The sequence below is a fragment of the Williamsia sp. genome, from assembly GCF_036566845.1.
Classification (GTDB): Bacteria; Actinomycetota; Actinomycetes; order Mycobacteriales; family Mycobacteriaceae; genus Williamsia.
The window spans coordinates 1-22019 of sequence record NZ_DATCVM010000113.1; the positions used below are offsets into that span (position 1 = coordinate 1).

Below are 22019 nucleotides of genomic sequence, written 5' to 3' on the forward strand. Positions count from 1 at the left end.
CTATAGCGGTAGGGAAACGCCCGGTCCCATTCCGAACCCGGAAGCTAAGCCTACCAGCGCCGATGGTACTGCACCCTAATCAGTGTGGGAGAGTAGGACACCGCCGAACACAACTTGCGGATACCCCGTATTCACAGTCCCCGGACTGCGGATACGGGGTATTTTGCTATCTGCGGGCACAATCAGGCCCCACACCACCCACCAAGGGACATATGCCCTTGGCGACCCCTCAAAGGGACGAAAAGGCGCTAGCCGGACGCACCTCGACTGATGTTGTGATCTTCAGCCACAATCGATCGATACCTATTGCAAGGGTGGGTGGGGCACCCGGATCGTCAACAGCATAGGGTGCGGGGAGACCAGGATGACTACAGGAAAAATGGTGGGGGCTTGATGCGGCGACTGTTGGCAATCGTGACCGGATTCATTGCAATGATAGGGGTGTCCGGGATGACCGCCACAACCGCCAGCGCCGCTCCGTCGGTAGGACTCGGCGGTGGCGCCGGGATCGTCATCGCCGATAGCGCCGTGTGCACGCTGACCACGATCGGCTACGACAACGCCGGCCGTCTGGTGGGCCTGACCGCGGGTCACTGCGGCGAAAGCGGGAGCACGGTCAAGGCCGAGAAGACGATGGGCTCAGGCGTCCTCGGTGTGGTGAAGCAGTCCAACCACGCGTGGGATTACGCCGTCATCGAGTTCGACAAGTCCAAGGTGACGCCGCTGCGTAACTACCGTGGCGTGACCATCTCCGGGCCCGGACCACGTCCCGCGTTCGGGCAGACGGCCTGCAAGGCCGGGCGCACCACCGGTACCACCTGCGGCATCGTCTGGGGCAACGACCCTCAGGTGCCGACGTTCACGCTGAGCCAGGTGTGCTCGAACCATGGTGACTCCGGTGCGCCCATCGTGGTCGGGGACAAGGTCGTCGGCTTGCTCAACGGCGGCCGCATAATCCAGAACCTTGGCGGGACCGGGCTCGAGATCGATGTGCCCTGCACCAATCCGAGCGTTCCGATCCACAACCCGACGATCAGCACTCCGATGACGTTGATCCTGGCCGACCTGAACGGCCGGACCACTGTGGGCAGCGGTTTCCGGGCGGTCTGACCTCAGGCCCGCTTCACGACGGCCGCGACCCCCGAGATGATCAGGGCGATGCCGGCCACCAACGTGATCCATAGACCGAAGCCGACCTCGAAGCCGAAGCCCCAGGTGTTCTCGGCGTCGTAGACGTCAGCGATGTCGATGACCGCGATCAACGTGATCAGTGCTCCCGTCACCACGCCGATGATCCCGGCGGTGAGGTGTAGACCAGAGCGCTTGGCGATCAATGCGCTGGCGACACCGAAGATGCCCGCGACCACGGCGAGGCTCAGGGTCAGCACGCCATCGGTGGCACCCGTGTCGGAGTCACCGATGCCGTTGACGGTCACGGTGCCGGAGATCCAGGGCAGGAACGCCGCGATGATGGTCAGTACCGCGAAGCCGGCGATCACCCAGCCAATGATCCTGACCGCGGACGAGACCGGTCCCGACGAATCGGCTTGGGGCTGTGCGTACTGCGGGGCCTGACCGTATTGCGGTGTCTGGCCGTACTGGGGTTGTTGTGTGCCGTAGTTGTTCTGACCGTACGGAGACTGCGGCGGCGGGGCCGGCTGACCGTAGTGCAAACCCTGACCGGGCTGGGACTGTCCGGACTGCGGGGGCCCACCGTACTGGGGCTGCGGTGTGCCGTAGGACTGTTGCGGGGGCGGGCCACCGTATTGCCCTGGACTCGCGGGCGGTGGGGTTGCCGGTGGCGGCGTCGATGTGGGGCTGATGCGTGTCTGATCGTAGGGATCGGGTTGCCCGGGAGCTTGCGTCATGGCTTCACCTTTTTCGGCTGATCGGATTTCCCCACGGTAAACCCGTTCGGGCCTCCAGAACACCACTTCCTACGCTGATCAAGCGACATCAGATCTGCATTTCATGCGGCTGACCGACAGCCGGGAACACCTGCCCGTCACGGTGCGGGGGCGTCAAGAGCCTCGGCGCCGGCAGGTAGTTCTCTCAAGATGAGATTCAGGACGCGGATCGCGCCGGCTTTGTCCAGGGGGTCATTGCCGTTTCCACATTTGGGGGACTGGACACACGACGGGCACCCTGACTCACAACCGCAGTGTGACACCGCATCTCGCGTGGCGCGGATCCAGATGTCGAATGCTTCGTGGCCGCGGTCGGCAAATCCGGCGCCGCCGGGGTAGCCGTCGTAGACAAACACCGTCGGCAATCCGGTGTCGGGGTGGAGGTTGGTGGACAACCCACCGATATCCCAGCGGTCGCAGGTAGCCACGAGAGGCAGCAGACCGATGGCGGCGTGCTCGGCGGCATGCAAGGCGCCCGGGAACATGCCCACGGAGACACCCGCGGCCTCGAGGGCCTCGGGTTCGAGCGTGTACATCACCGCCCGCGTGGAGAGCGTCTGTGCAGGCATGTCCAATTCGACCGAATCGAGGATCTCGCCGGTGAGCAGCTTGCGGAGATATCCGACCACCTGATGGGTCACATCCACCCTCACCAGGGCCACGGTCAGCGGCCCGTACGTGTTGGTCCGCAAGACGTCGGTGATCTCGACCAGGGTGGTCTCGCGGGCGCTGGTGGTCCAGTCGGGTTCCTCCGGGTGCACAAGCGCGAGCCCGTCGTCGAGGTGGAGTTCATCCACCACGTAGCTCTCACCTCGATGGATGTGGACCGCTCCCCGATGCACGGTGGACATTGCCCGACCCGTGTCGACGGTTCCGAGCAATTGGGCGGTGGTCTCGTCGACGATCATCACCTGTCCGCCGATGCCTCCGCGGATGTCGACGTCGGCATGCGGTTCGACGCCGGGTGCGATGTACCAGCCGGCCTTGCGGTGCCGGATGAGCCCCTGCGTGGCCAGGTCCTCGAGGAGTTCGCGTGCACCGAAGGCGTCGACCTCGGCTTCCTTGAGCGGCAATTCAGCTGCCGCACAGAGTAATTGCGGACCCAGGACGTAGGGATTGGTCGGGTCGGTGACGGTCGCCTCAACTGGCTTGTCCAGCAAGGCTTCCGGGTGATTGACAAGATAGGTGTCGAGGGGATCGTCGCGGGCGACGAGAACGACCAGAGACCCTTCGCCCCGACGGCCCGCGCGGCCGGCCTGTTGCCAGAACGAGGCGATCGTTCCCGGAAACCCGGCCACCACAATGGCATCGAGTCCACTGATGTCCACGCCGAGCTCCAGCGCGTTCGTGGTGGCGACGCCCAGGAGCTTGCCGTCGGCCAGATCCCGTTCCAGCGCGCGCCGATCGTCGGCGAGGTAGCCCGCCCGATAGGCGGCCACGCGCGGGGCCAACTCCGGGTCCACCTGTTCGAGAATGCGTTTGGCCGACAACGCGGTCAGTTCGACTCCCCGTCGGCTGCGAACGAAACAAAGCGTCCGGGCGCCTTCGAGGACGAGATCGGCCAGAATGCGGGCTGCCTCGGCGCCGGCCTGACGGCGGACCGGGGCTCCGTGTTCGCCGGTGACCTCGGGGATGAAGGCAGGCTCCCACAACGCCACCGTGCGGGCGCCGTGAGGTGAGCCGTCCTCGGTGATCTCGGCGCACTCGGCCCCGATCATGCGGCTCATCGCCGCCCCCGGACTTCCTGAGGTCGCGCTCGCGCCGATGACCACGGGATCGGCGCCGGCGGCCCGAGCGATGCGCAGGAGGCGTCGGATGACCAGGGCGGTATGGGACCCGAATACCCCGCGGTAGTGGTGGCATTCGTCGACGACGATGAATGCCAGGCCTCTCATGAAATGACGCCAGCGGGCGTGGGAGGAGAGGATGCCGATGTGCAACATGTCCGGATTCGTGAATATCCACCGGGAGTGTTCTCGTGCCCACTGACGGATCGCCGGTTCGGTGTCCCCGTCGTAGGCACAGGGCTGCAAATGCAGGAATTCTTTACGACCGGCCAGTAGTGAACTCACCGAACGCAACTGGTCAGAGCCCAGCGCCTTGGTGGGCGAAAGATAGAGGGCCGTTGCCCGTGGATCTTTCAGAAGACGGTTGAGGATCGGGACCTGGTACGCAAGGGATTTACCCGAGGCTGTGCCGGTAGCCAGCACCACGTGACGGCCCGCGTGAGCGTGTTCGGCGGCGGCCACCTGGTGAGACCACGGCCGGCTGACGCCGGAATCAGACAATGCCTGACGCACCGGGGCACTGACCCAATCTGGCCAATCCGTGAAACTGGCTGTCCGACTGTGAATTAGGGACTTGTGGGTCAGGGGTGATTCGTCTGGATCGACGCCGGCCAGGGTGCGGGCGAGCAGTTCGGAGCCGAAGTCAGAGCTACTCATTGATCCAGTTCATCACACCGTAATATTACCTACTGTGAAGTAGTGGTTGCGTCGTCGACCATCTTTTGAATCAGTTTGACTTCCTGACTGTTGTGCACGCCCAGAACATGATTCACTTGTTGTGGTCGCAGCTTCTGGGGGCGGTTCAAGTTTTGGCCAGTCTCTTGGGATCGTGTTGCGAGCGTGGTACTGAAGGTCAGTGCGCGGGGGCACCCGCAAACGGCGCCAGTAGGTATGGCGGTCGGAACCGGCCCGACGTGGGTAACTCTCCGTCGTAACCGGTGAAAGTAAAGGAATACAAAGAATGGCACAGGGAACTGTGAAGTGGTTCAACGCGGAAAAGGGCTTCGGCTTCATTGCGCCTGATGACGGACCCGACGATGTGTTTGTCCACTACTCCGAGATCCAGGGATCCGGTTTCCGCACTCTCGAGGAGAACCAGCGGGTCGAGTTCGAGGTCGGTCAGGGAACAAAAGGTCCGCAGGCCACCGGTGTTCGAGGACTGTAGGGACGCCTTCCTATAAGAATCGCCCTCCGAGGGCGCTCCATCGAGGACCTTCGCGCCACGCGAAGTACCTCAAAGTTCAAAACCCGGTGCACCGCAATTGTGGTGTCCGGAGTCTCACCCCCGAATGTCGTGACCACGGCTTCGGGGGTGAGTCGTTTTCGGGCGAAAATACCGTACGGTTCAAAATGTGGGTCAGTTGTCGATGTTCTCTGCGGAGACCGACGAGCCGTCGATTGACGATCTCGCCGGGGTTCTGGCGACAGCTGGGCAGATAGTACTGACCGCGCAGGGCGTGCGGCTGTCGGTGGTGGTCGCCGATGATTGGCGAGCCCACGCTCTCGCCGTGGAGTTCGAGCGCTGCGGCGTTGCCGGAGAGATATCGCTCTCGTCCGAGGGTTCACCGATTGTCGGAACGGTCAAAACGGCCGAACTCGACGATCTCTATCGCACCTGGACCAAAGGTGCGATCAAAACGATGCCCGCGAACTGGGTCCCCGGACCCCGAGCTCTGCGTCTGTGGGTCATCGCGGCGGGGCGCCGCGATGCCGAGCGGTACGTACTGGGCCTTGATCCGCACGCTCCCGACTCGCACGGTGCACTTGCGACCGCGGTGATGCGCGCGGGGATCGCGCCGACGCTGATCGGTACACGCGGCACCAACCCGGCCTTGCGGATCGCCGGGAAGCGGCGTTTATCGCGTTTGATCGAATCGATCGGCGAGCCACCGGACATTTCGGGCGCGGCGGCACATTGGCCGTTTGTTTGAGCAAATTTCCGGTGATTTGCTCTCTGAACTGCGGGTACACCCTGTCCAAAGGCGCTGTGGTGAGCACCTGATCAGGCACTTCTCGGGTGCCACGCGGCATACTCGGATGCCACTACCGCTATACATAAGGTACAAACGGGCCAGAAGAACCATGAAAGGTGCAGGCACATACGGTGGCGGATTCAGATACAGCAGCTCGCGGGACAGGTAAGGCAGTGCGCCGTCTCGTGATCGTCGAGTCCCCGACCAAGGCCCGTAAGATCGGCGCCTACCTCGGTTCGAACTACGTCGTGGAGTCTTCGCGCGGTCACATTCGTGACCTGCCGCGTGGTGCGGCCGATGTGCCCGCCAAGTACAAGGGACAGCCCTGGGCCCGGCTCGGGGTGAACGTCGACGAGAACTTCGAACCGCTGTACGTGGTCTCGCCGGACAAGAAGTCGACCGTCACCGAGCTCAAGGCTCTGCTCAAGGACGTCGACGAGCTCTACCTCGCGACAGACGGTGACCGCGAGGGTGAGGCCATCGCGTGGCACCTGCTCGAAACACTCAAGCCCAAGGTCCCGGTCAAGCGGATGGTCTTCCACGAGATCACCGAGTCGGCCATCCGGGCGGCCGCTGAAAGCCCCCGTGACCTCGACGAAGACCTCGTTGATGCACAGGAGACGCGTCGTATCCTCGATCGTCTCTACGGCTACGAGGTCTCCCCGGTCCTGTGGAAGAAGGTCATGCCGAAGCTGTCGGCGGGCCGTGTGCAGTCGGTGGCCACCCGCATCATCGTCGAGCGTGAACGCGAGCGGATGGCGTTCCGGTCGGCCGAATACTGGGACATCGCCGCCACGCTGGACGCCGGCGAGTCCGCCAAGCCGCGCAGCTTCGGTGCCCGCCTGGTCAGCGTCGACGGCGCGCGTGTCGCCACCGGGCGTGATTTCGATTCGACCGGCAATCTCAAAGCGCCGGAGAAAGCCGACGTCACAGTCCTGAGTGAAGCCCGCGCGGTCGCGCTGGCCTCGGGCCTGCGGGGTGCGTCGCTCTCCGTAGCCTCGGTGGAGGAGAAGCCCTACACCCGCAAGCCGTACGCACCGTTCATGACCTCGACCCTGCAACAGGAGGCCGGCCGCAAGCTGCGGTTCACCTCCGATCGCGCCATGCGGGTCGCGCAGCGGTTGTACGAAAACGGCTACATCACGTACATGCGTACCGACTCGACCACGTTGTCGGAGTCTGCGATCACCGCGGCGCGCAATCAGGCGCGGGACCTCTACGGTTCCGATTTTGTTCATCCGACGCCGCGGCAGTACACCCGCAAGGTCAAGAACGCGCAGGAGGCGCACGAGGCCATCCGCCCGGCCGGTGAGTCGTTCCGTACACCCGGCCAGGTCGCGTCGGCGTTGCAGTCCGACGAGTTCAAGCTCTACGAGTTGATCTGGCAGCGCACGGTCGCCTCGCAGATGGCCGACGCCCGCGGCACCACTATGAGCCTGCGGATCAGCGGCAACGCCAGCACCGGCGAAACCTGCACGTTCGCCGCGTCCGGTCGCACCATCACGTTCCCGGGCTTTTTGTCGGCATATGTGGAGACCGTCGACGAGCAGGCCGGCGGGACCGCCGACGACGCCGAGAGCCGCCTCCCGAATCTTGTTCAGGGACAGGCGCTCACCGCAACCGAGCTGAACCCGGACGGCCACACCACCAATCCGCCCGCGCGTTACACCGAAGCATCACTGGTGAAAACGTTGGAGGAGTTGGGGATTGGACGCCCATCGACGTACGCGTCGATCATTGGGACCATCCAGGACCGCGGCTACGTCCACAAGAAGGGGTCGGCGCTGGTGCCGTCCTGGATTGCGTTTGCGGTTGTCGGATTGCTCGAGGCGTACTTCAAGCGTCTCGTAGACTATGACTTCACGGCCACTCTCGAAGACGACCTGGACCAGATCGCCCAGGGCGCCGAGAATCGCACAGATTGGTTGACCCGCTTCTACTTCGGGCAGGACGGCGCCGAGGGGCAGGCCGGGACCGGCCTCAAGAAGCTCGTCGGTGTGAATCTCGAAGAGATCGACGCCCGCGAGGTCAACTCGATCCGGCTGTTCGACGACGAACAGGGTCGCCCGGTGTTCGTGCGGGTGGGCCGGTTCGGTCCGTACCTCGAACGCACCGTCACACCCGAGGGTGGTGGCGAGCCGGAGTCGCAGCGCGCCAATCTTCCCGACGACATCACTCCGGACGAGCTGTCGCTGGAGCTGGCCGAAAAGCTCTTCAGCACACCGCAAGAGGGCCGGGTTCTCGGTGTTGATCCGCTCTCCGGCAACGAAATCGTTGCCAAGGAAGGCCGTTTCGGGCCATACGTCACCGAGATCCTGCCGGATCCCGAAGACGAAGGTGGCGAGGGCGAGGGCGGTACCGTGCCGGCGCTGACACCGCCGCCGGCGCCGACTCCGCTCGACGACGGCGTCACACCGCTGGACGCACCGTCCGGCAACACCTTGACCGCCACGGCGACGAAGAAGGCGACGGCCAAGAAGACCGCCAAGAAGGCGGCCAAGAAAGCCGGACCCAAGCCACGCACCGGTTCGCTGTTCAAGTCGATGGAAATTGCGACGGTCACGCTCGATGACGCCCTGAAGTTGCTGTCGTTGCCACGCCTTGTCGGCAAGGACGAAGAGGGCCAGGAGATCACCGCACAGAATGGTCGCTACGGGCCGTATCTCAAGCGCGGCACCGACTCCCGTTCGCTGACGTCGGAAGACCAGATTTTCGACATCACCCTCGAAGAGGCGCTGAAGATCTACTCCGAACCCAAGCGCCGGGGCCGGGCTGCGGCCGCTCCGCCGTTGCGTGAGCTCGGAAAGGATCCGGTGTCGGAGCAGCCGATGGTGATCAAGGACGGCCGTTTCGGCCCCTACGTCACCGACGGCGAGACCAACGCGAGCCTGCGCAAGGACGACGACGTCGCGTCGATCACCGACGAACGGGCATCGGAGTTGTTGGCAGACCGACGAGCTCGTGGCCCGGCGAAGAAAGCGGCCAAGAAGGCAACAAAGAAGGCTCCGGCAAAGAAGGCTCCGGCAAAGAAGACAGCAGCCAAGAAGACGGCGGCCAAGAAGGCTCCCGCCAAGAAAGCCCCCGCCAAGAAGACCGCCGCGAAAAAGGCTGCACCCGAGTCGGAATGACACGACGATCGTCCCGTGGGGGCCTGTCGGGGGAGCGTTTGCCCGGTGCCTTCCGGCGGGGCGATCTTTGTGGTTTCTATACGTTGATGGCGTAGATGGGTCTGGCCAAACGGGTTTCGATGCCGCGGCCGCGCAGTTCGATGCCTTCGCCGATGTCCCAGTGCGCGGCCTCTGCGGCAGACGCGAGATACACGGCGCGGGCAGAACCCAGGACGCGCGTGGGCTCGTACTTGGCCAGATCGGTCAGCCGGGCGGCCTCGTTCACTGGGTCGCCGATCACGGTGTACTCGAAGCGCTGTTGTGACCCGATGTGCCCGGCGATCGCCTTGCCCGCCGACACCCCGATGCCCACGTCGGTATCACCGAGGGCGGAGTCGAGTTCTTCCCTCAGGATGCGAGCGGCAGCGAGGGCCTGACCGGCGAAGTCCTCCTGGTCGAGCGGGGCGCCGAAGACGGCCAGGGCCGCGTCACCCTGGAACTTGTTGACAAAGCCTCCGTGCCGTCCGACCACGTCGACGACCACCCGAAAGAACTCGTTGAGCAGGTCGACGACCTCGCGCGGCGGCAGGTTGACGGCCAGCCGGGTCGAGCCGACGATGTCGACGAACAGCACACCGACGTAGCGTTCCTCGCCGCCGAGTTCGGTACCGCTCTCGATGGCCCGCCGGGCGACGTCTTCTCCCACGTACCGGCCGAACAGGTTGCGCAGTTCTTGTCGTTCGCGGACGTCGGCGACCATCTCGTTGAAGCCGGCCTGCAGCAGGCCCAGATCGCTGCCGTCGTAGATACGGACGGAGGTGTCGAGGTTGCCCTCACGCACTTCGTGTTGTGCCAGCGTCAGCTGCTTGATCGGGTCGGCGATCGCGGAGACAACACGCACCACGCCGATGGACCCGAACACCAGGGCGGCGCCGGCCATCCACAGGATGGGGCGTTGCAGGCCCACGGCGTCGGTGTCGATGATGCCAACCTGCTGGCCGACGACCAGGGCGATGATCACGCCCAGCGGTGCGGCGACGCTGATCACCCAGAACAGGATGATGCGCTGTGTGACGCTGGGTGCGGTCGCGGCCTCGGGGTTGTTGGCCATCGCGGCGACGGTGATCGGGCGCAGGATCTTCTCTGACTGCATATAACCGAGCACCGAGGTCACCAGCGCCCCGACAAACGATCCCAGGGCCACGACGATGGCCGTGCGCCCCGACTGCGACAGACTCAGCAGCGAGAACACCACACCACCGACAAGCCAGAGTCCACCGTGGACGAGCATCAGGAGCAGTGGCAGTCGAAGCGCTCGTCGACGGGCGGCTTCGTTGTCGGGCCGCGACCGTCGCCGGTGCCAGACCAAGACCGGCAGCGACAGTCGTATCGTCGCGTATGCGCTGACGATGCCGGCGAGGACGAGGTAGATGACAAAGACCAGCTGGCCGACGCCGCTGATCTCGGACAGGCTCACGGAAGTCTGCTCGGGAAGCCCGAAGCGGAGGAACGCAAACGTGAACAGTGCGCCGGCGATGTTGGCCCGGAGCATGTCGAGCGCCAACACCGGCCACGGGGTGCGCACCAGCCAGCGCAGCATGTGCCACGCATGTTGCAGCTGGGATTGTCGCTCGACCACGTGAATACGGTAGCTGGCCGCTTGCAGGAGTTAGACATCGCTGTCCGGGCGTCCAGATAGGGTTGACCTGTGACAACAGTGTTCGATCGATTGGTCGGCCAGCATGCGGTCGTGGCCGAACTCACATCTGCTGCCATCGCCGCAGCCCAACTCGCTGCGACACGTGAGCGTGAGTCGCACGGGCAGGCGCCGGCCGAGGTGCCCGACGGTCCGCGCCACGGCTCGTCCGCGATGACCCACGCCTGGCTCTTCACCGGGCCCCCGGGGTCGGGACGGTCGGTGGCCGCGCAGTGTTTTGCAGCGGCTCTGCAATGCGAGGTGGCCGACGCTCCCGGGTGTGGGCGGTGTCATGCCTGTACGACGGTGATGGCCGGGACCCACTCGGATGTCCGCCGGATCGTGCCCGAAGGTCTGTCGATCGGCGTCAAGGGGATGCGTGACATCGTGCAGACCGCGTCGCGGCGGCCGAGCGTCGGTCGATGGCAGGTTGTCCTCATCGAGGATGCCGACCGTCTCACCGAGGCCGCCGGCAACGCTCTGCTCAAGGCGGTGGAGGAGCCGCCACCGCGCACCGTGTTCCTGCTGTGTGCGCCGAGCATCGATCCGGAGGACATCTCGGTGACGCTTCGTTCGCGGAGCCGGCATGTGCCGCTGGTCATGCCCAGTGCGACCGCGATCAGTGAAGTCCTCATCGCGCAGGACGCCATCGAGCCGGGGCTGGCCCAGTGGGCGGCGTCGGTGTGCGGTGGCCACGTCGGCCGGGCCCGTCGCCTGGCGACCGATCAGCAGTCACGCGACGAGCGCACTCAGGCTCTGGGGTTGGCCCGGGCCGCGACGTCGAACGCGCGGGCGTATCAGGCTGCCGAGGAACTCGTGAAGTCCGCGGAGGCTGCTGCCAAGTTGATCAGCGCAAAGCTCGACGAGGCCGAAACCGAAGAGATGCGCACGGCGCTGGGTGCCGGCGGCACCGGCAAAGGATCGGCCGGGGCGCTGCGGGGTTCGGCGGGCATCCTGAAGGATCTCGAGAAGAGGCAGAGGTCGCGGCAGACGCGGACGAGTCGAGATCTCCTCGACCGGGCCCTGGTCGACCTTGCGGCGTTGTTCCGGGATGCGCTGGCCGCCTCCTACGGCGCCGGGGTGGTCGCAATGCACCCGGACATGGCCGAGCAGACTCAGGGAATGGCGCGGTACGCGTCGCGCGAAGAGTTGCTGACCTGTGTGGAGGCGGTGCTCGAATGCCGGGAGGTGCTGGGGTTGAACGTGAAGCCCAAGTTCGCCGTCGACGCCATGGTTGCCAAAATTGGTATGGCACTGCGGCATTGACCCAAGGCGGGGTTCAAGCGAACCGGTTGAGCGCCTCACCGAACATGCCGCGGCTCTCGATCACGATTGACTTCTCGACCGGATCGATGCGCGTGATCTGTTGCACGCGACCGCCATACCAGAAAAAGGTGTGAGGGCTGATGTTGCCGCCGGGGGCCTCATCGGCCTGCCCGAGGGTGTAACCGACCATGTCGCGGACGGCCACCGTCGACTGGAGGTCGGTCACCGGGTGGAGCATCAGGAGATGCCGGTGCGGGACGCTGAACACGACACCGTGGGCGGCGCTACCGAGCACCGTCTCGACCACCTTCTGCATGTTCAGGGCCTTCGACGCGATGAAAAAGGACTCACCCTGGAGTGTGGTGATCGCGGTGGTGCCGGTGACCGGAATCTCTTCGATCTCAAAGGGTTCGGCGTCGGTGTTACGTTGGCCGGCCTGATACAGCAGGTCGAGATCCCGGGATTCGACTGTCTGGTCGGTCAGGGTTTCGACGGTGGTCGGGAGGTCGCGGCAGAGGTGAACCACCAGATTGTCGACGAAGGAGCGGGCGTAGGTGGTCGTCAGCGCCGGATCGATGACAGCGTCGGGCTGCAACCTCGTGCGCACCTGGGTGAGCAACGCCGGTTCTGTCAGTTCGGCGGCAGCGGGCGCGCGCATCCCCTCGAAATGCTGGCGGAAGTGGAAGGCGATGTAGCCCGCCCATTCGTCGTCCGGCAGGATCTGACACGTCTCGACGAGTGTGTGCAGGAAGTATCGTTCGGCGTCGGGTCCGAGTAGATAGACGTCGCCGTACTCAGGATCGTCGACGGGGCTCACCTCGACACCGAGTTCGGACAGTGCCGCAATCGACAATGTGGTCACCCGTCGTTCCGCGCTCTCGGTCATCAAACCTCCTCTCCCGACCTTACTGAAGAGGCCGGACAGCCCAATTGATCAGGGCGAACCTGCTCATCGCGGTGGTCGGGGTCTTACCATCGAAGGAGTTCATCAACTCATCAGATGCCCTGGAGCCGGTCATGATCGAGCTGCCCACGCCCGACGAATCCACACTCGGTGATGTCGCGCAGCGGTTGAAGATCGGGCGCTATGTCGACCACTCGTCGGTACCCCTCGGGTTTGATATCGAGGCACCAGGGACCGCGGGCCTGTGGCGCGTGCATGTTCAGGGTGATCGTGGACAGGGCGCAGCGGTGGTGAAGGTGTTGCGACATCCGAGCGAGTGGCCGGTACTGGCTTCGATGCCGCCCGAGGCGCGGGAGTTCTTTCTGCGGACGTTTCCGTGGTCGCAGGATCCGGATGTACTGGCGGAGGTGGCACCCTGCTGCCCCGACGGCTTGCGGACGGTTGGTCTGCTGGGGGCGCAGTGGCACGGGAAGCACCTGCGGTCGATGTGGCTCGAGGATCTGGGGGATGTGCAGATCTTCACCACCGCAAGCCAATTCGAGCGTGCTGCGCGGCTGCTGGGCGAGATGACGGGAATCCGCGCCGCGGCCGGATCGCCGTTGTCGGAGCAATTCGACGATGGGTTCGCGCTGACGATGATCGCGCGTGAGCGAGTGCGGGGCATGGACCTGAGGTTGCTTGCCGGGATGCTTGACGACCCGGGCACCACCTTGCCGCGCGATCTGGTCAAAGACCTTCTGTGGGTCGGCGACCACATCGACCGGCTCCTGTGCGCTCTCGGGGAACTCCCGCAGACGCCGGTGCACGGCGATGCCGCACCCGACAACCTCGTCCTCGACCCCGGTGACGACGGGACGATCGTTCTCATCGATCTGGCACAGACACCACGTCATGCGGTCGGATTCGACCTCGGCCAGATGGTGTTCGGGAGGCACAGCCCGGTTCTGGCGTTGGGCGAAGATGCCATCGACCGGATCGTCGAGGAGTATGCCGCGGGATTGGCCCTCGGTGGATTGCCGGTCGACGTCCCGACTGTGTGGGCCGGCTTCGTCGGCTCCGCGGTGATCCGAAACGCGTTCGAGGTCGCAGACGCGACCACCGGCCTCCCCGGGAAGATCGCGGCAGCGCAATATCTGGTCGAAAAGACCTCTGAACTGGGATTGGTTCCCCGTCGCACGCCGACGACGTGAGCCGGTTTGGTACTCGCGCCACCGCTGGATAGACTGGCTGGCGCTGCCTCGGCAGCACGCCGCCTTAGCTCAGTCGGTAGAGCGCTTCACTCGTAATGAAAAGGTCGCGAGTTCGATTCTCGCAGGCGGCTCCACGAAGGCCCCCCACAGTGGGGGCCCTTTTTGGTGTTCTGACCACACAAGGATCTCGGCTACTCATGGGCGCCGAAGTGTGTGCATCTGTGTCAGAACGGCGTGAGCAACGCCCGCTCGTCGCGCAGCGCCAGGGAGATCGGATCGGTGCGAGTCGGCGTTCCCAGGCCGGGACCGGGCCGCACGAGGATGTCGGTGGGTCCCGGAACCGATCCACAGGCCGGACAGCGGCCGAACTCGTCGATGTCGGTGCCGCATCCGCTGTGGGAGAAGATTCGGCGGCGACGGACTGGGTCGGAGCGGCCGTCGCCCCAGCGGATCAGCGCATGCAGCGACGGCCACAGGGCGAGTCCGGCCTCGGTCAGCACGTAATCGGTGCGTCCCCCGCGCGGTTGCCGTTCCAGGACGCCGGCGTCGACCAGAGTGGAAAGTCGCTGGGTGAGTACGGCTTTGGAGATGTCCAGCCGCTGCTGGAAGTCGGTGAACCGCCGCACGCCGAAGAAGGTCTCGCGCAGGATCAGCATCGTCCAGCGTTCGCCGACGATCTCGAGGGCGCGCGCCAGCGAGCAGTCCTGCGTCTCGTAGTCCGTGCCGAGTGCCATGATGGGCAACTCTACACCGATGGTCTGTTCACCAGACCATATGCTACGTTTCGAGGAATAGTTCGTTGAGCAGACCAAAGGGTGACCATGGCGACGTTTGAAGTGAGCGACACCGCAGTGCAGGAACGCCGGACGCTCACCGTCGCCGCACTGGGAACGATGCTGGTCCTGGTCGCATTCACCGCGCCGTTGTCGACGATCAACGCCACCGCTGCCTCGCTTCACACGGGGGTCTCGGGCACGACCTGGATCCTCAGTTCGATGAGCATCGGCCTGGCTGCCGCCTTGCTCTCGACGGGAACGATCGCGGACGATTACGGTCGGCGCCGGACCCTGGTGATCGGTCTACTCGTCGTGGCAGCCGGATCGATCGTCGGAGTCCTGATCCCCGACGTAGTGGCATTCGTGCTGACGCGCGTCGTCGTGGGTGTGGGCGGCGCGGCGGTGATCGCGTCGAGTCTCGGCATCATCGCGCACACGTTTGCACCCGGTCCGGCTCGAGCGGCGGCCAGTGGCGTCTGGGGTGCCAGCGTCGGCGCCGGTATCGCGATCGGACCGCTGTTGTCGGCCATTCTCGAACGGGTCCACAGCTGGCACGACGCCTACTGGGTGCTGGCGGTCGCCTGCGTGATCCTCGCGGTGGCCGCGGAAGGTCTGGTCCCGGAATCGCGGTCGGAGCACAGGCGGGGACTCGACATCCCCGGAGCCCTGTTGCTCGCCGGCGGCATCAGCGCGCTGCTCGCCGCGCTGGTCGAAGGCAGACAGGGCTGGATCGAACCCACGGTGATCATCCTCTTCGTGGTGGCCGCGGTGGTCCTGGCTCTGTTCGTCATCGTCGAATATCGTAGTCCGACATCGATGTTGGACCTCGCTCTGCTGCGATCCCCGGCGTTCTTCGCGGCGACTCTCGCGGCCTTCGTCGCCGGCGCCGGTGTCATCGCACTGATGTCCTACATGTCCGGATTTCTCGGTTCCGCGCTCGGGATCACGGCGATCGGCGCAGCGTTGCTGCTTTTCTCCTGGTCGGCGACCAGCGTGGTCACCGCGTTGCTCGCTCGACGCATCTCTCCGCGCGTCCCCGGCCGGGTCCAGTTGGCGGTCGGCCTGATCGGCGTCGCGGCGGGATTGCTGGCACTGACCGGCATCGGCGAAAGCTCGGGGTGGCCCCGGTTTCTGCCGGGCTTGATCATCGCCGGTATCGCCAGCGGCGTGGTCAACGCCGCACTCGGACGCGAAGCGGTCGCCAGCGTTCCGCCGGGTCGCGGCGGCATGGGCAGCGGTGCCAACAACACCGCCCGGTACGTCGGATCGGCCATCGGCGTGACGGTCGTCGCGGTCATCGCGACCCATCCCCGCAGCGGCACTGCCACCGCCGGACTGATCGACGGCTGGAACATCGCCGCGGTGGTCACGGCCACCATCTCGCTCATCGGAGGTCTGGTGGTTCTTCTCGCCCATACCCGGGTGCGACCGGCGGCGCCTGACCCGACTGTGGGGTCCGGGCCCGGCTAGATTGTTGCGCTCGCCCGGCGGGTTCGGTGGTGCGGGCTCGCCAGGACCGAGACCGGTTACGGTTCTGGTTGTGACAGAGGACTGGCCGCCTTCGGGCTACTCGCGATGACAGAGTCCGAAGTCCCCCCCCACGACGCAGTGCGATGTGGCCGCAGTACGCGGCCGGGTTCACCACTGCGTTCGGCGCACAGGGTATCGCCGCGAACCTCGGGGCGTTCTCGGACGACGCGGTCAGCTCGCTGCTGGTACTGGCGCTGGCCGCATCGACACCGAAAGAGCGGATGGGCCAGGCCATGGGTTCGGCCGAGCTGGGACGCGAACTCGGGGACGCGGGTGGACTGTTGCTCGTCGCCGGCGTTGCCACCGTCACCACCCTCGCATTCGGCTATGCGGCTCTCGCAGTGCTTCTCGCTGCGGCTCCGGTGTTGTTCGCGCTGACTCGAGTCAGAGATGTCCGGTCGCGGCGCGGCTGAGCAAGGGCTTCACCGAGGGGCGGCGGTCATCCCGTTCAACGTGATGGTCACGTACTTCTCGACTATCGGCGTGCGGATCTCCGGTGCCTCGGGGGTGGTCACCAGCAGCGCGTACATGCCGAGCAAGAAGAAGACGCCCTGGTGAAATACATCGGTGCCCGGTGGCAGTTCGCCGCGGTCGCGCGCTCGTTCGAGTTCGGAGATCACAGCGATGATCACCGGGTGATGATCACGCTCCTCCTGGGGTGGACGCGTTGTTGAGAAATGCAGCGCCAGAAAGTCTTTGAACAGCTTGCTGCCCAGTCGCTCTTCGAGATCCTCGAGCTCTCGCACCATCTGGCTCAGGGTGTCCTCGACGGTGTGGGGTGTGTTGAAGAAGGCCGCCAGACTGCCGGCGATGCGTAGCTCTTCGCGACGTTCCAGCTCGAGCAAGACATGCTCTTTGGTGGCGAAGTGGAAGAAGAACGTTCCGTGGGCAACCCCTGCCGCTGACACGATCGCGCCGATGTCGGCTGCCGCCATACCGTCGCGCTTGAACTCGGTCACCGCCGCTTCGAGCAACCGCTCGCGGGTCTGGAGACGCTTGCGCTCACGCGCTGACACTCTGTCCGTAACCGAAATGATCTACCTCCTACTACAAGGGAAACCCTATTCCATCGATTTCGCTGACTTTAGTCAGTCAATAGTGTTTCCTGAAAGCATGCAGATCCTCGTCGAGGCCGAAGGTCTACCGAAGACGACGAACATCCGGACACAACTCGTCGCACTGTGGACGGGCCTGGTGTTCGCCGTCGTGTTGCTGATCGCGTTTGTCGCGTTCCCGGGATTCTGGCCACCCATGTCACCGACGATGCCGGCCGACGAGGTCGCCGCCTTCTACCGGGACAACACCGCGTGGATCCGGTTCAGCATGGTCACCTACAACCTCTGCGGTGTGATGTTGCTGCCGTTCTTCATCGTGATCGTGGTCCAGATGAAGCGCATGACCACCCAGAGCCATGTGTTCGCCTACTGCTACCTCGCCGCGGCGGTCAGCGGGGCCACCATCTTCGCCCTTTCGAACATTTTCTTCCTGGTGGCGGCGTTCCGGCCGGATCGCAACCCGGAGCTGGTCCTGTTGCTCAACGACCTCGCCTGGATCACGTTCATCGCCCCGATCGGCATGGTTGTGGCCCAGTTCTTGCTCCTTGCGCTGGCCGTCTACTTCGACGACGGTCCACGCCCGGTTTTCCCGCGCTGGGTGGGGCACTACTCGCTCGCGACCGCGATCGCGATGCTCCCCGCCGCCGGCGCAGCGGTGTTCATGACCGGCCCGCTGGCCTGGGACGGGATGCTCGCGTTCTGGTTGCGCAACGGAGCCGTCGCGGCCTTTGTGGTGGTGATGTTCTTTGTGCTCCGGGCAGCGATCCAACGCCAGGCGGTCGAGGACGGTGTGGCGCGGTGAGCACGCTGCAGTCCCGGCGCGAACCGCTCGACGCGGACCGGTCTGAGCCGGCGGGAAAGCCGGACGTCTGGATCCTGTACTGGATCTTCCCGGCGTTCTACGCGGTCTTCAGCCTGGTTTTTGTGGTCCTGGCCCGGGTCACACCGCCGCCTCGCCCCGACGTCGGCGACGCGCAGGCCGCGGACTTCTTCGCGGCTCACGGCACCACCATCCAGATCGGATTCACACTGCTGCTGGTGATTCTCGGCGGTGCGGCGCTGACCAACGGCCTGATCTTCTACCACATGAAACGGATGTCGAGCGGGTCGGTTTTCGCTTATGGCTACATGGCAGGCATGGCTGTGGGGGCGGTGCCGGGATTCCTCCTTGTCGCGGTGATCTTCCTGACCGCGACCTTCCGCGCTGACCGGGATCCGCAGCAACTCGGGATGCTCTACGACCTCGGTCTGCTGTCGTACAACGGATCCCTGGGTTGTTTCACGGCCGCGTATTTCGCGCTCGCGGTGGCCATCCTCTACGACAGAAACGAGATCTTTCCCAAATGGTTTGCCTACGTGACCATTTGGCAGATCATCACCGAGGTCATCGCAACGCAGATGTTCGTCTTCGATTCGGGCCCCTTCGCGTGGAACGGCTCGATCTCGTTCTGGTGGGCCGTGGTGGTCTTCAGCGTCTGGCTGGGTGGGTTGATGGTTCTGCTCAAGATCGCGACCGCGCGTGAACCCGCAGACTCCCCGCCGCTGGACTGAACACAGAGGACCTGATCAGTGACAAAATCTTTGCCTCAGACCGAGGCCGTCCCTACCGAACAGGACGGTCATCTTCCCGGCGATGGCCACATGTGGGTCATGGTGCTGGGGGACCTGGCCATCTTCGGTGGCTATTTCGTCATCTTCATGATCCACCGGACGATGTCACCGGAGGCCTATCTCGCATCGCAACAGCACCTCGACATCAACCTCGGTGTGGTCAACACGATCGTGCTGCTGACGAGTTCCTGGTGTGTTGCACGCGGAGTCCACGCCATGGGGGCCGGTGATCCGGAACGCGCGATGCGCCTGGTCTACGCCTGCGGAGTGCTCGGGGTCGTGTTCGTTGCCATCAAGGCGTACGAGTGGTGGTCGCATATCTCCCAGGGCTTCACCAACTCCGATGAGTTCTTCTCGTTCTACTACGTGCTCACCGGTGTACATCTGCTGCATGTCGTCATCGGGTTGGTGGTGTTGGGAGTTGTTGTGCGCGAACTCCGTAACCCTTGCCGACGCCGGGTGTCGATGGTCGAATCCGGGGCCACCTACTGGCATATGGTCGACCTGTTGTGGGTTGTCATCTTCGCGCTGCTCTACGTGATGAGGTGAATCGATGACCGCCGAACCGATGACCACAGGATCCCACCCGGCCGAGCGTGGCGAACGTACGGCGCGCGCCGTCAACTGCGCATGGATCGTGTTGTGCGCCATCACCATCGGATCCTGGTGGTTGGCGCCGGGGCATTCCGGAAGCTCGAATGAGGCCAACGTCGCGATCACGGTCACCGTGATCCTGCTGGGCTTCATCAAGGGACGGCTGATCATCCGGTACTTCATGGAGGTGCGTTCAGCGCCGCAGTGGCTCAAGATCGCCACCGATGCCTGGCTGTTGGTGCTGTGGACCGCGATCCTGGTGATCTACCTGGTCTGAGCTGCGGTCATCGAGGCACGGCTACCCGGGGTCGCTAGACTGCAGTGTTCGTTCTGCAATGCGAAGGATCAGGGGTTGGCCATGAGTGTTCTTGTGTGTTTCCACGCGCATCCCGACGATGAGGTTTTCGGTACCGGTGGCACGATGCGCCAGGCCTCGGACGCCGGACACCGGGTGGTGCTGGTCACGGCCACAGACGGGGCCGCCGGGGAGTTCCCGGACGGCATCCTCGCCGCCGGAGAGACCCTGACCGCGCGGCGGCGAGATGAGCTGGCGAAGGCGGCAGAAGCGCTCGGCGTGCATCGTGTTGTGATGCTTGGGTTCTCGGATTCAGGTATGGCCGGAACCCCTGAGAACGACAACCCGAAGGCGTTTGCGAACCTTTCCGTCGAGATCGGCGCGCGGGCGCTTGCGGACGTCCTGATCGAGGAGCAGGCCGATGTCGTGACCATCTACGACAGCTACGGGGGCTACGGTCACCCCGACCACATCCAGGTGCATCACGTGGGCATGCGGGCCGCGGAGATCGCCGGCACACGCCACGTCTACGAGAGCGTGATGAACCGCGACCACTTCCGGGAACTGGTGAAGGCCAACGCGCAATGGGATGAGGAAGACGCCCCCAACATGGAGAAGCTCGGTGTCCCGGCCGAAGAGATCAGCACCGAAATCGAGGTCGGGGAGGTCATCGAGACCAAGCGCGCCGCGATGTTTGCGCACGCCACACAGGTCGGCGACTTCGGACCGTTCCTCGAGATGCCCGTCGACATGCTTCGAGTGGCGTTCGGCCGGGAATGGTTCCGCCGCATCGACGGCACCATTCCCCGGCCGATGGAGACCGCCCTACCCCTCTAGTGCCAGCTCGAGGGGCGCGCCGGTGGCGGCGACGACGTCGTCCGCGGTGACGCCTGGTGCGAGTTCCTTCAGCAGCAGGGTGCCGTCACCGACGATGTCGATGATGCCGAGGTTGGTGATGATCTGATCGACGACGCCCTGACCGGTCAGCGGCAGCGTGCAGGTCTCGAGAATCTTCGGGTTACCGCCGCGATCGGTGTGCTCCATCAGCACGATGACGCGGGCGGCGCCGTGGACCAGATCCATCGCTCCGCCCATGCCCTTGACCATCTTGCCGGGAACCATCCAGTTGGCGAGGTCGCCGGTCTTGGACACCTGCATGCCGCCGAGGACGGCGGTGTCGATGTGGCCGCCGCGGATCATGCCGAAGGACAACGCCGAATCGAAGAACGCCGCACCGGGATTGACGGTGACCGTCTCTTTTCCGGCATTGATGAGGTCTGGATCCACGGCGTCTTCGGTGGGGTAGCCGCCGGTGCCGAGGATGCCGTTTTCCGAATGGAGGGTGACCCGCACGTCGGTGCCGAGATAGGTCGGGATCAAGGTGGGCAGACCGATACCGAGGTTGACGTACTCACCGTCGATCATCTCGGCGGCCGCGCGGGCGGCCATCTGGTCGCGGGTCCATCCGGTGATTGCGGGGGCGGACATCACTTGGCTCCTTCGGTTGCGACGGTGCGCTTTTCGATCTTCTTGTCCTGGGGTCCGGTGTGCACGATGCGCTTGACGAACACGCCTGGCAGATGCACGGACCCCGGATCGATCTCACCCGGTTCGACGAGACGCTCGACTTGGGCGATCGCGATCTTGCCCGCCATCGCGGCCAGCGGATTGAAGTTCATGGCCGTCTTGTTGAAGACGAGATTGCCGTCGGTGTCACCGAGTTCGGCGTGCACCAGCGCGAAGTCGGCGGTGATGCCCTCTTCGAGGACGTACCGCTTGCCGCCGAAGACCCGGGTCTCCTTCGGCGGCGATTCGATGGCAACAGAACCGTCGGGGGCGTAGCGCCAGGGCATCCCACCGTCGGAGATTGGGCTGCCGACGCCGGCCGGTGTGTAGAAGCCGGGGATCCCGGCGCCGCCGGCGCGCAGGCGCTCGGCCAGGGTGCCCTGCGGGGTCAGCTCGACTTCGAGCTCGCCGGCCAGGTACTGCCGGGCGAACTCCTTGTTCTCGCCGACGTACGACGCGGTGACCCGGCGGATCCGGCCCTGGCCGAGCAGGATGCCGAGCCCCTGGTTGTCGACGCCGCAGTTGTTGGAGAACACCTCGAGGTCGGTCGCCGTCGATTCGACCAATGCCTCGATCAGCGCATCGGGGATCCCGCACAGCCCGAACCCGCCGACGGCGAGTGAAGCGCCGTCTTTGATATCGGCGACTGCGCTCGCAGCCGACTCGTACACCTTTGAACTCACTGTTTCTCCCATTCCATCTGCGGCGGCAGGCGGCCGTCGTCCATAGAACAAACGCCTGCGCTGTCGGTCTCAGTGAACA

The 22019-nt window shown here is 64.8% G+C and carries 21 protein-coding genes, 1 tRNA gene and 1 rRNA gene; 15 read left to right on the forward strand and 8 right to left on the reverse strand.

Annotated features, from left to right (window positions below; translation table 11 throughout):
* Both rrf and VIQ49_RS10320 read left to right on the forward strand, forming a co-directional pair.
* Positions 1-109: ribosomal RNA gene (gene rrf / locus VIQ49_RS10315) — 5S ribosomal RNA — on the forward strand; the annotation flags it as partial.
* A gap of 341 nt (positions 110-450) precedes the next feature.
* Positions 451-1110 (forward strand): S1 family peptidase, encoded by a 660-nt coding sequence (locus tag VIQ49_RS10320; protein WP_331884066.1) that lies wholly within the window; start codon positions 451-453, stop codon positions 1108-1110.
* A 2-nt stretch (positions 1111-1112) separates the two neighbouring features.
* Here the strand turns inward: VIQ49_RS10320 and VIQ49_RS10325 are convergent, their stop codons facing one another.
* Together VIQ49_RS10325 and VIQ49_RS10330 are read right to left on the reverse strand one after the other, a co-directional pair.
* The gene (locus VIQ49_RS10325) at positions 1113-1868 is read right to left on the reverse strand and encodes a hypothetical protein (protein ID WP_331884068.1); all 756 of its coding nucleotides are present in this window, start codon (positions 1866-1868) and stop codon (positions 1113-1115) included.
* Positions 1869-2005: 137 nt separating this feature from the next.
* Positions 2006-4351 (reverse strand): DEAD/DEAH box helicase, encoded by a 2346-nt coding sequence (locus VIQ49_RS10330; protein WP_331884070.1) that lies wholly within the window; start codon positions 4349-4351, stop codon positions 2006-2008.
* A gap of 304 nt (positions 4352-4655) precedes the next feature.
* Here VIQ49_RS10330 and VIQ49_RS10335 point away from each other — a divergent pair, with 304 nt between their 5' ends.
* The 3 genes from VIQ49_RS10335 to topA all read left to right on the forward strand — a co-directional run bounded on the left by VIQ49_RS10335 (position 4656) and on the right by topA (position 8795).
* Positions 4656-4859, forward strand: a complete 204-nt coding sequence (locus VIQ49_RS10335; RefSeq protein WP_020109852.1) for a cold-shock protein — start codon at positions 4656-4658, stop codon at positions 4857-4859.
* 187 nt (positions 4860-5046) lie between these two features.
* The gene (locus tag VIQ49_RS10340; RefSeq protein WP_331884078.1) at positions 5047-5625 is read left to right on the forward strand and encodes a hypothetical protein; all 579 of its coding nucleotides are present in this window, start codon (positions 5047-5049) and stop codon (positions 5623-5625) included.
* Positions 5626-5798: 173 nt separating this feature from the next.
* Positions 5799-8795, forward strand: coding sequence for a type I DNA topoisomerase (topA, locus tag VIQ49_RS10345; RefSeq protein WP_331884081.1), 2997 nt, complete (start codon positions 5799-5801; stop codon positions 8793-8795).
* A 76-nt stretch (positions 8796-8871) separates the two neighbouring features.
* Here the strand turns inward: topA and VIQ49_RS10350 are convergent, their stop codons facing one another.
* Positions 8872-10374: an adenylate/guanylate cyclase domain-containing protein gene (locus tag VIQ49_RS10350; protein WP_331884131.1), complete on the reverse strand. Its 1503-nt coding sequence runs from the start codon at positions 10372-10374 to the stop codon at positions 8872-8874.
* A gap of 108 nt (positions 10375-10482) precedes the next feature.
* Here VIQ49_RS10350 and VIQ49_RS10355 point away from each other — a divergent pair, with 108 nt between their 5' ends.
* Positions 10483-11736 (forward strand): DNA polymerase III subunit delta', encoded by a 1254-nt coding sequence (locus VIQ49_RS10355; protein WP_331884084.1) that lies wholly within the window; start codon positions 10483-10485, stop codon positions 11734-11736.
* Between the two features lie 13 nt (positions 11737-11749).
* Here the strand turns inward: VIQ49_RS10355 and VIQ49_RS10360 are convergent, their stop codons facing one another.
* Positions 11750-12622, reverse strand: coding sequence for a hypothetical protein (locus VIQ49_RS10360; protein WP_331884087.1), 873 nt, complete (start codon positions 12620-12622; stop codon positions 11750-11752).
* A gap of 44 nt (positions 12623-12666) precedes the next feature.
* Between VIQ49_RS10360 and VIQ49_RS10365 the strand changes: the two genes are divergently transcribed.
* Entirely contained in the window at positions 12667-13830 is a 1164-nt protein-coding gene (locus VIQ49_RS10365; protein ID WP_331884090.1) for a phosphotransferase, read from the forward strand.
* A 58-nt stretch (positions 13831-13888) separates the two neighbouring features.
* Positions 13889-13964 (forward strand) — tRNA-Thr (locus VIQ49_RS10370).
* Positions 13965-14054: 90 nt separating this feature from the next.
* Here the strand turns inward: VIQ49_RS10370 and VIQ49_RS10375 are convergent.
* A complete protein-coding gene (locus tag VIQ49_RS10375; RefSeq protein WP_331884093.1) occupies positions 14055-14564 on the reverse strand; it encodes a helix-turn-helix domain-containing protein in 510 nt (169 codons plus the stop codon).
* Positions 14565-14651: 87 nt separating this feature from the next.
* Here VIQ49_RS10375 and VIQ49_RS10380 point away from each other — a divergent pair, with 87 nt between their 5' ends.
* Both VIQ49_RS10380 and VIQ49_RS10385 read left to right on the forward strand, forming a co-directional pair.
* Complete coding sequence (locus VIQ49_RS10380; protein WP_331884095.1) at positions 14652-16076, forward strand: MFS transporter; 1425 nt, start codon at positions 14652-14654, stop codon at positions 16074-16076.
* Between the two features lie 143 nt (positions 16077-16219).
* Positions 16220-16549, forward strand: a complete 330-nt coding sequence (locus tag VIQ49_RS10385) for a hypothetical protein (protein WP_414731617.1) — start codon at positions 16220-16222, stop codon at positions 16547-16549.
* Positions 16550-16558: 9 nt separating this feature from the next.
* Here the strand turns inward: VIQ49_RS10385 and VIQ49_RS10390 are convergent, their stop codons facing one another.
* Positions 16559-17152, reverse strand: coding sequence for a TetR/AcrR family transcriptional regulator (locus VIQ49_RS10390; RefSeq protein WP_331884097.1), 594 nt, complete (start codon positions 17150-17152; stop codon positions 16559-16561).
* 97 nt (positions 17153-17249) lie between these two features.
* Here VIQ49_RS10390 and VIQ49_RS10395 point away from each other — a divergent pair, with 97 nt between their 5' ends.
* The 5 genes from VIQ49_RS10395 to VIQ49_RS10415 all read left to right on the forward strand — a co-directional run bounded on the left by VIQ49_RS10395 (position 17250) and on the right by VIQ49_RS10415 (position 20528).
* Positions 17250-17993 carry a hypothetical protein gene (locus VIQ49_RS10395; RefSeq protein WP_331884099.1) on the forward strand — a complete coding sequence of 248 codons (744 nt, stop codon included), beginning with the start codon at positions 17250-17252 and terminating at the stop codon, positions 17991-17993.
* The gene (locus tag VIQ49_RS10400; RefSeq protein WP_331884102.1) at positions 17990-18742 is read left to right on the forward strand and encodes a hypothetical protein; all 753 of its coding nucleotides are present in this window, start codon (positions 17990-17992) and stop codon (positions 18740-18742) included. The genes VIQ49_RS10395 and VIQ49_RS10400 overlap by 4 nt, the downstream gene beginning before the upstream one ends.
* Before the next feature lie 90 nt (positions 18743-18832).
* Positions 18833-19351, forward strand: a complete 519-nt coding sequence (locus VIQ49_RS10405) for a cytochrome c oxidase subunit 3 (protein ID WP_331884134.1) — start codon at positions 18833-18835, stop codon at positions 19349-19351.
* 4 nt (positions 19352-19355) lie between these two features.
* The gene (locus VIQ49_RS10410; protein WP_331884104.1) at positions 19356-19673 is read left to right on the forward strand and encodes a cytochrome C oxidase subunit IV family protein; all 318 of its coding nucleotides are present in this window, start codon (positions 19356-19358) and stop codon (positions 19671-19673) included.
* Between the two features lie 81 nt (positions 19674-19754).
* Positions 19755-20528 carry a PIG-L family deacetylase gene (locus VIQ49_RS10415; protein ID WP_331884106.1) on the forward strand — a complete coding sequence of 258 codons (774 nt, stop codon included), beginning with the start codon at positions 19755-19757 and terminating at the stop codon, positions 20526-20528.
* Here VIQ49_RS10415 and VIQ49_RS10420 read toward each other — a convergent pair.
* On the reverse strand, positions 20517-21179 hold the full coding sequence (locus VIQ49_RS10420) for a 3-oxoacid CoA-transferase subunit B (RefSeq protein ID WP_331884108.1): 663 nt from the start codon (positions 21177-21179) through the stop codon (positions 20517-20519). The two genes, VIQ49_RS10415 and VIQ49_RS10420, sit on opposite strands and share 12 nt — an antisense overlap.
* Positions 21179-21952: a CoA transferase subunit A gene (locus VIQ49_RS10425; RefSeq protein WP_414731618.1), complete on the reverse strand. Its 774-nt coding sequence runs from the start codon at positions 21950-21952 to the stop codon at positions 21179-21181. The genes VIQ49_RS10420 and VIQ49_RS10425 overlap by 1 nt, the downstream gene beginning before the upstream one ends.
* Between the last annotated feature and the right edge of the window lie 67 nt (positions 21953-22019).

Bases quoted from the DNA above. Each gene is read 5' to 3' on its own strand.
- VIQ49_RS10320 (WP_331884066.1), top strand. From the start codon at position 451: ATGACCGCCACAACCGCCAGCGCCGCTCCGTCGGTAGGACTCGGCGGT.
- VIQ49_RS10325 (WP_331884068.1), bottom strand. From the start codon at position 1,868: ATGACGCAAGCTCCCGGGCAACCCGATCCCTACGATCAGACACGCATC.
- VIQ49_RS10330 (WP_331884070.1), bottom strand. From the start codon at position 4,351: ATGAGTAGCTCTGACTTCGGCTCCGAACTGCTCGCCCGCACCCTGGCC.
- VIQ49_RS10335 (WP_020109852.1), top strand. From the start codon at position 4,656: ATGGCACAGGGAACTGTGAAGTGGTTCAACGCGGAAAAGGGCTTCGGC.
- VIQ49_RS10350 (WP_331884131.1), bottom strand. From the start codon at position 10,374: ATGCTGCGCTGGCTGGTGCGCACCCCGTGGCCGGTGTTGGCGCTCGAC.
- VIQ49_RS10360 (WP_331884087.1), bottom strand. From the start codon at position 12,622: ATGACCGAGAGCGCGGAACGACGGGTGACCACATTGTCGATTGCGGCA.
- VIQ49_RS10375 (WP_331884093.1), bottom strand. From the start codon at position 14,564: ATGGCACTCGGCACGGACTACGAGACGCAGGACTGCTCGCTGGCGCGC.
- VIQ49_RS10380 (WP_331884095.1), top strand. From the start codon at position 14,652: ATGGCGACGTTTGAAGTGAGCGACACCGCAGTGCAGGAACGCCGGACG.
- VIQ49_RS10385 (WP_414731617.1), top strand. From the start codon at position 16,220: ATGTGGCCGCAGTACGCGGCCGGGTTCACCACTGCGTTCGGCGCACAG.
- VIQ49_RS10395 (WP_331884099.1), top strand. From the start codon at position 17,250: ATGCAGATCCTCGTCGAGGCCGAAGGTCTACCGAAGACGACGAACATC.
- VIQ49_RS10405 (WP_331884134.1), top strand. From the start codon at position 18,833: ATGTGGGTCATGGTGCTGGGGGACCTGGCCATCTTCGGTGGCTATTTC.
- VIQ49_RS10410 (WP_331884104.1), top strand. From the start codon at position 19,356: ATGACCGCCGAACCGATGACCACAGGATCCCACCCGGCCGAGCGTGGC.
- VIQ49_RS10415 (WP_331884106.1), top strand. From the start codon at position 19,755: ATGAGTGTTCTTGTGTGTTTCCACGCGCATCCCGACGATGAGGTTTTC.
- VIQ49_RS10420 (WP_331884108.1), bottom strand. From the start codon at position 21,179: ATGTCCGCCCCCGCAATCACCGGATGGACCCGCGACCAGATGGCCGCC.
- VIQ49_RS10425 (WP_414731618.1), bottom strand. From the start codon at position 21,952: ATGGGAGAAACAGTGAGTTCAAAGGTGTACGAGTCGGCTGCGAGCGCA.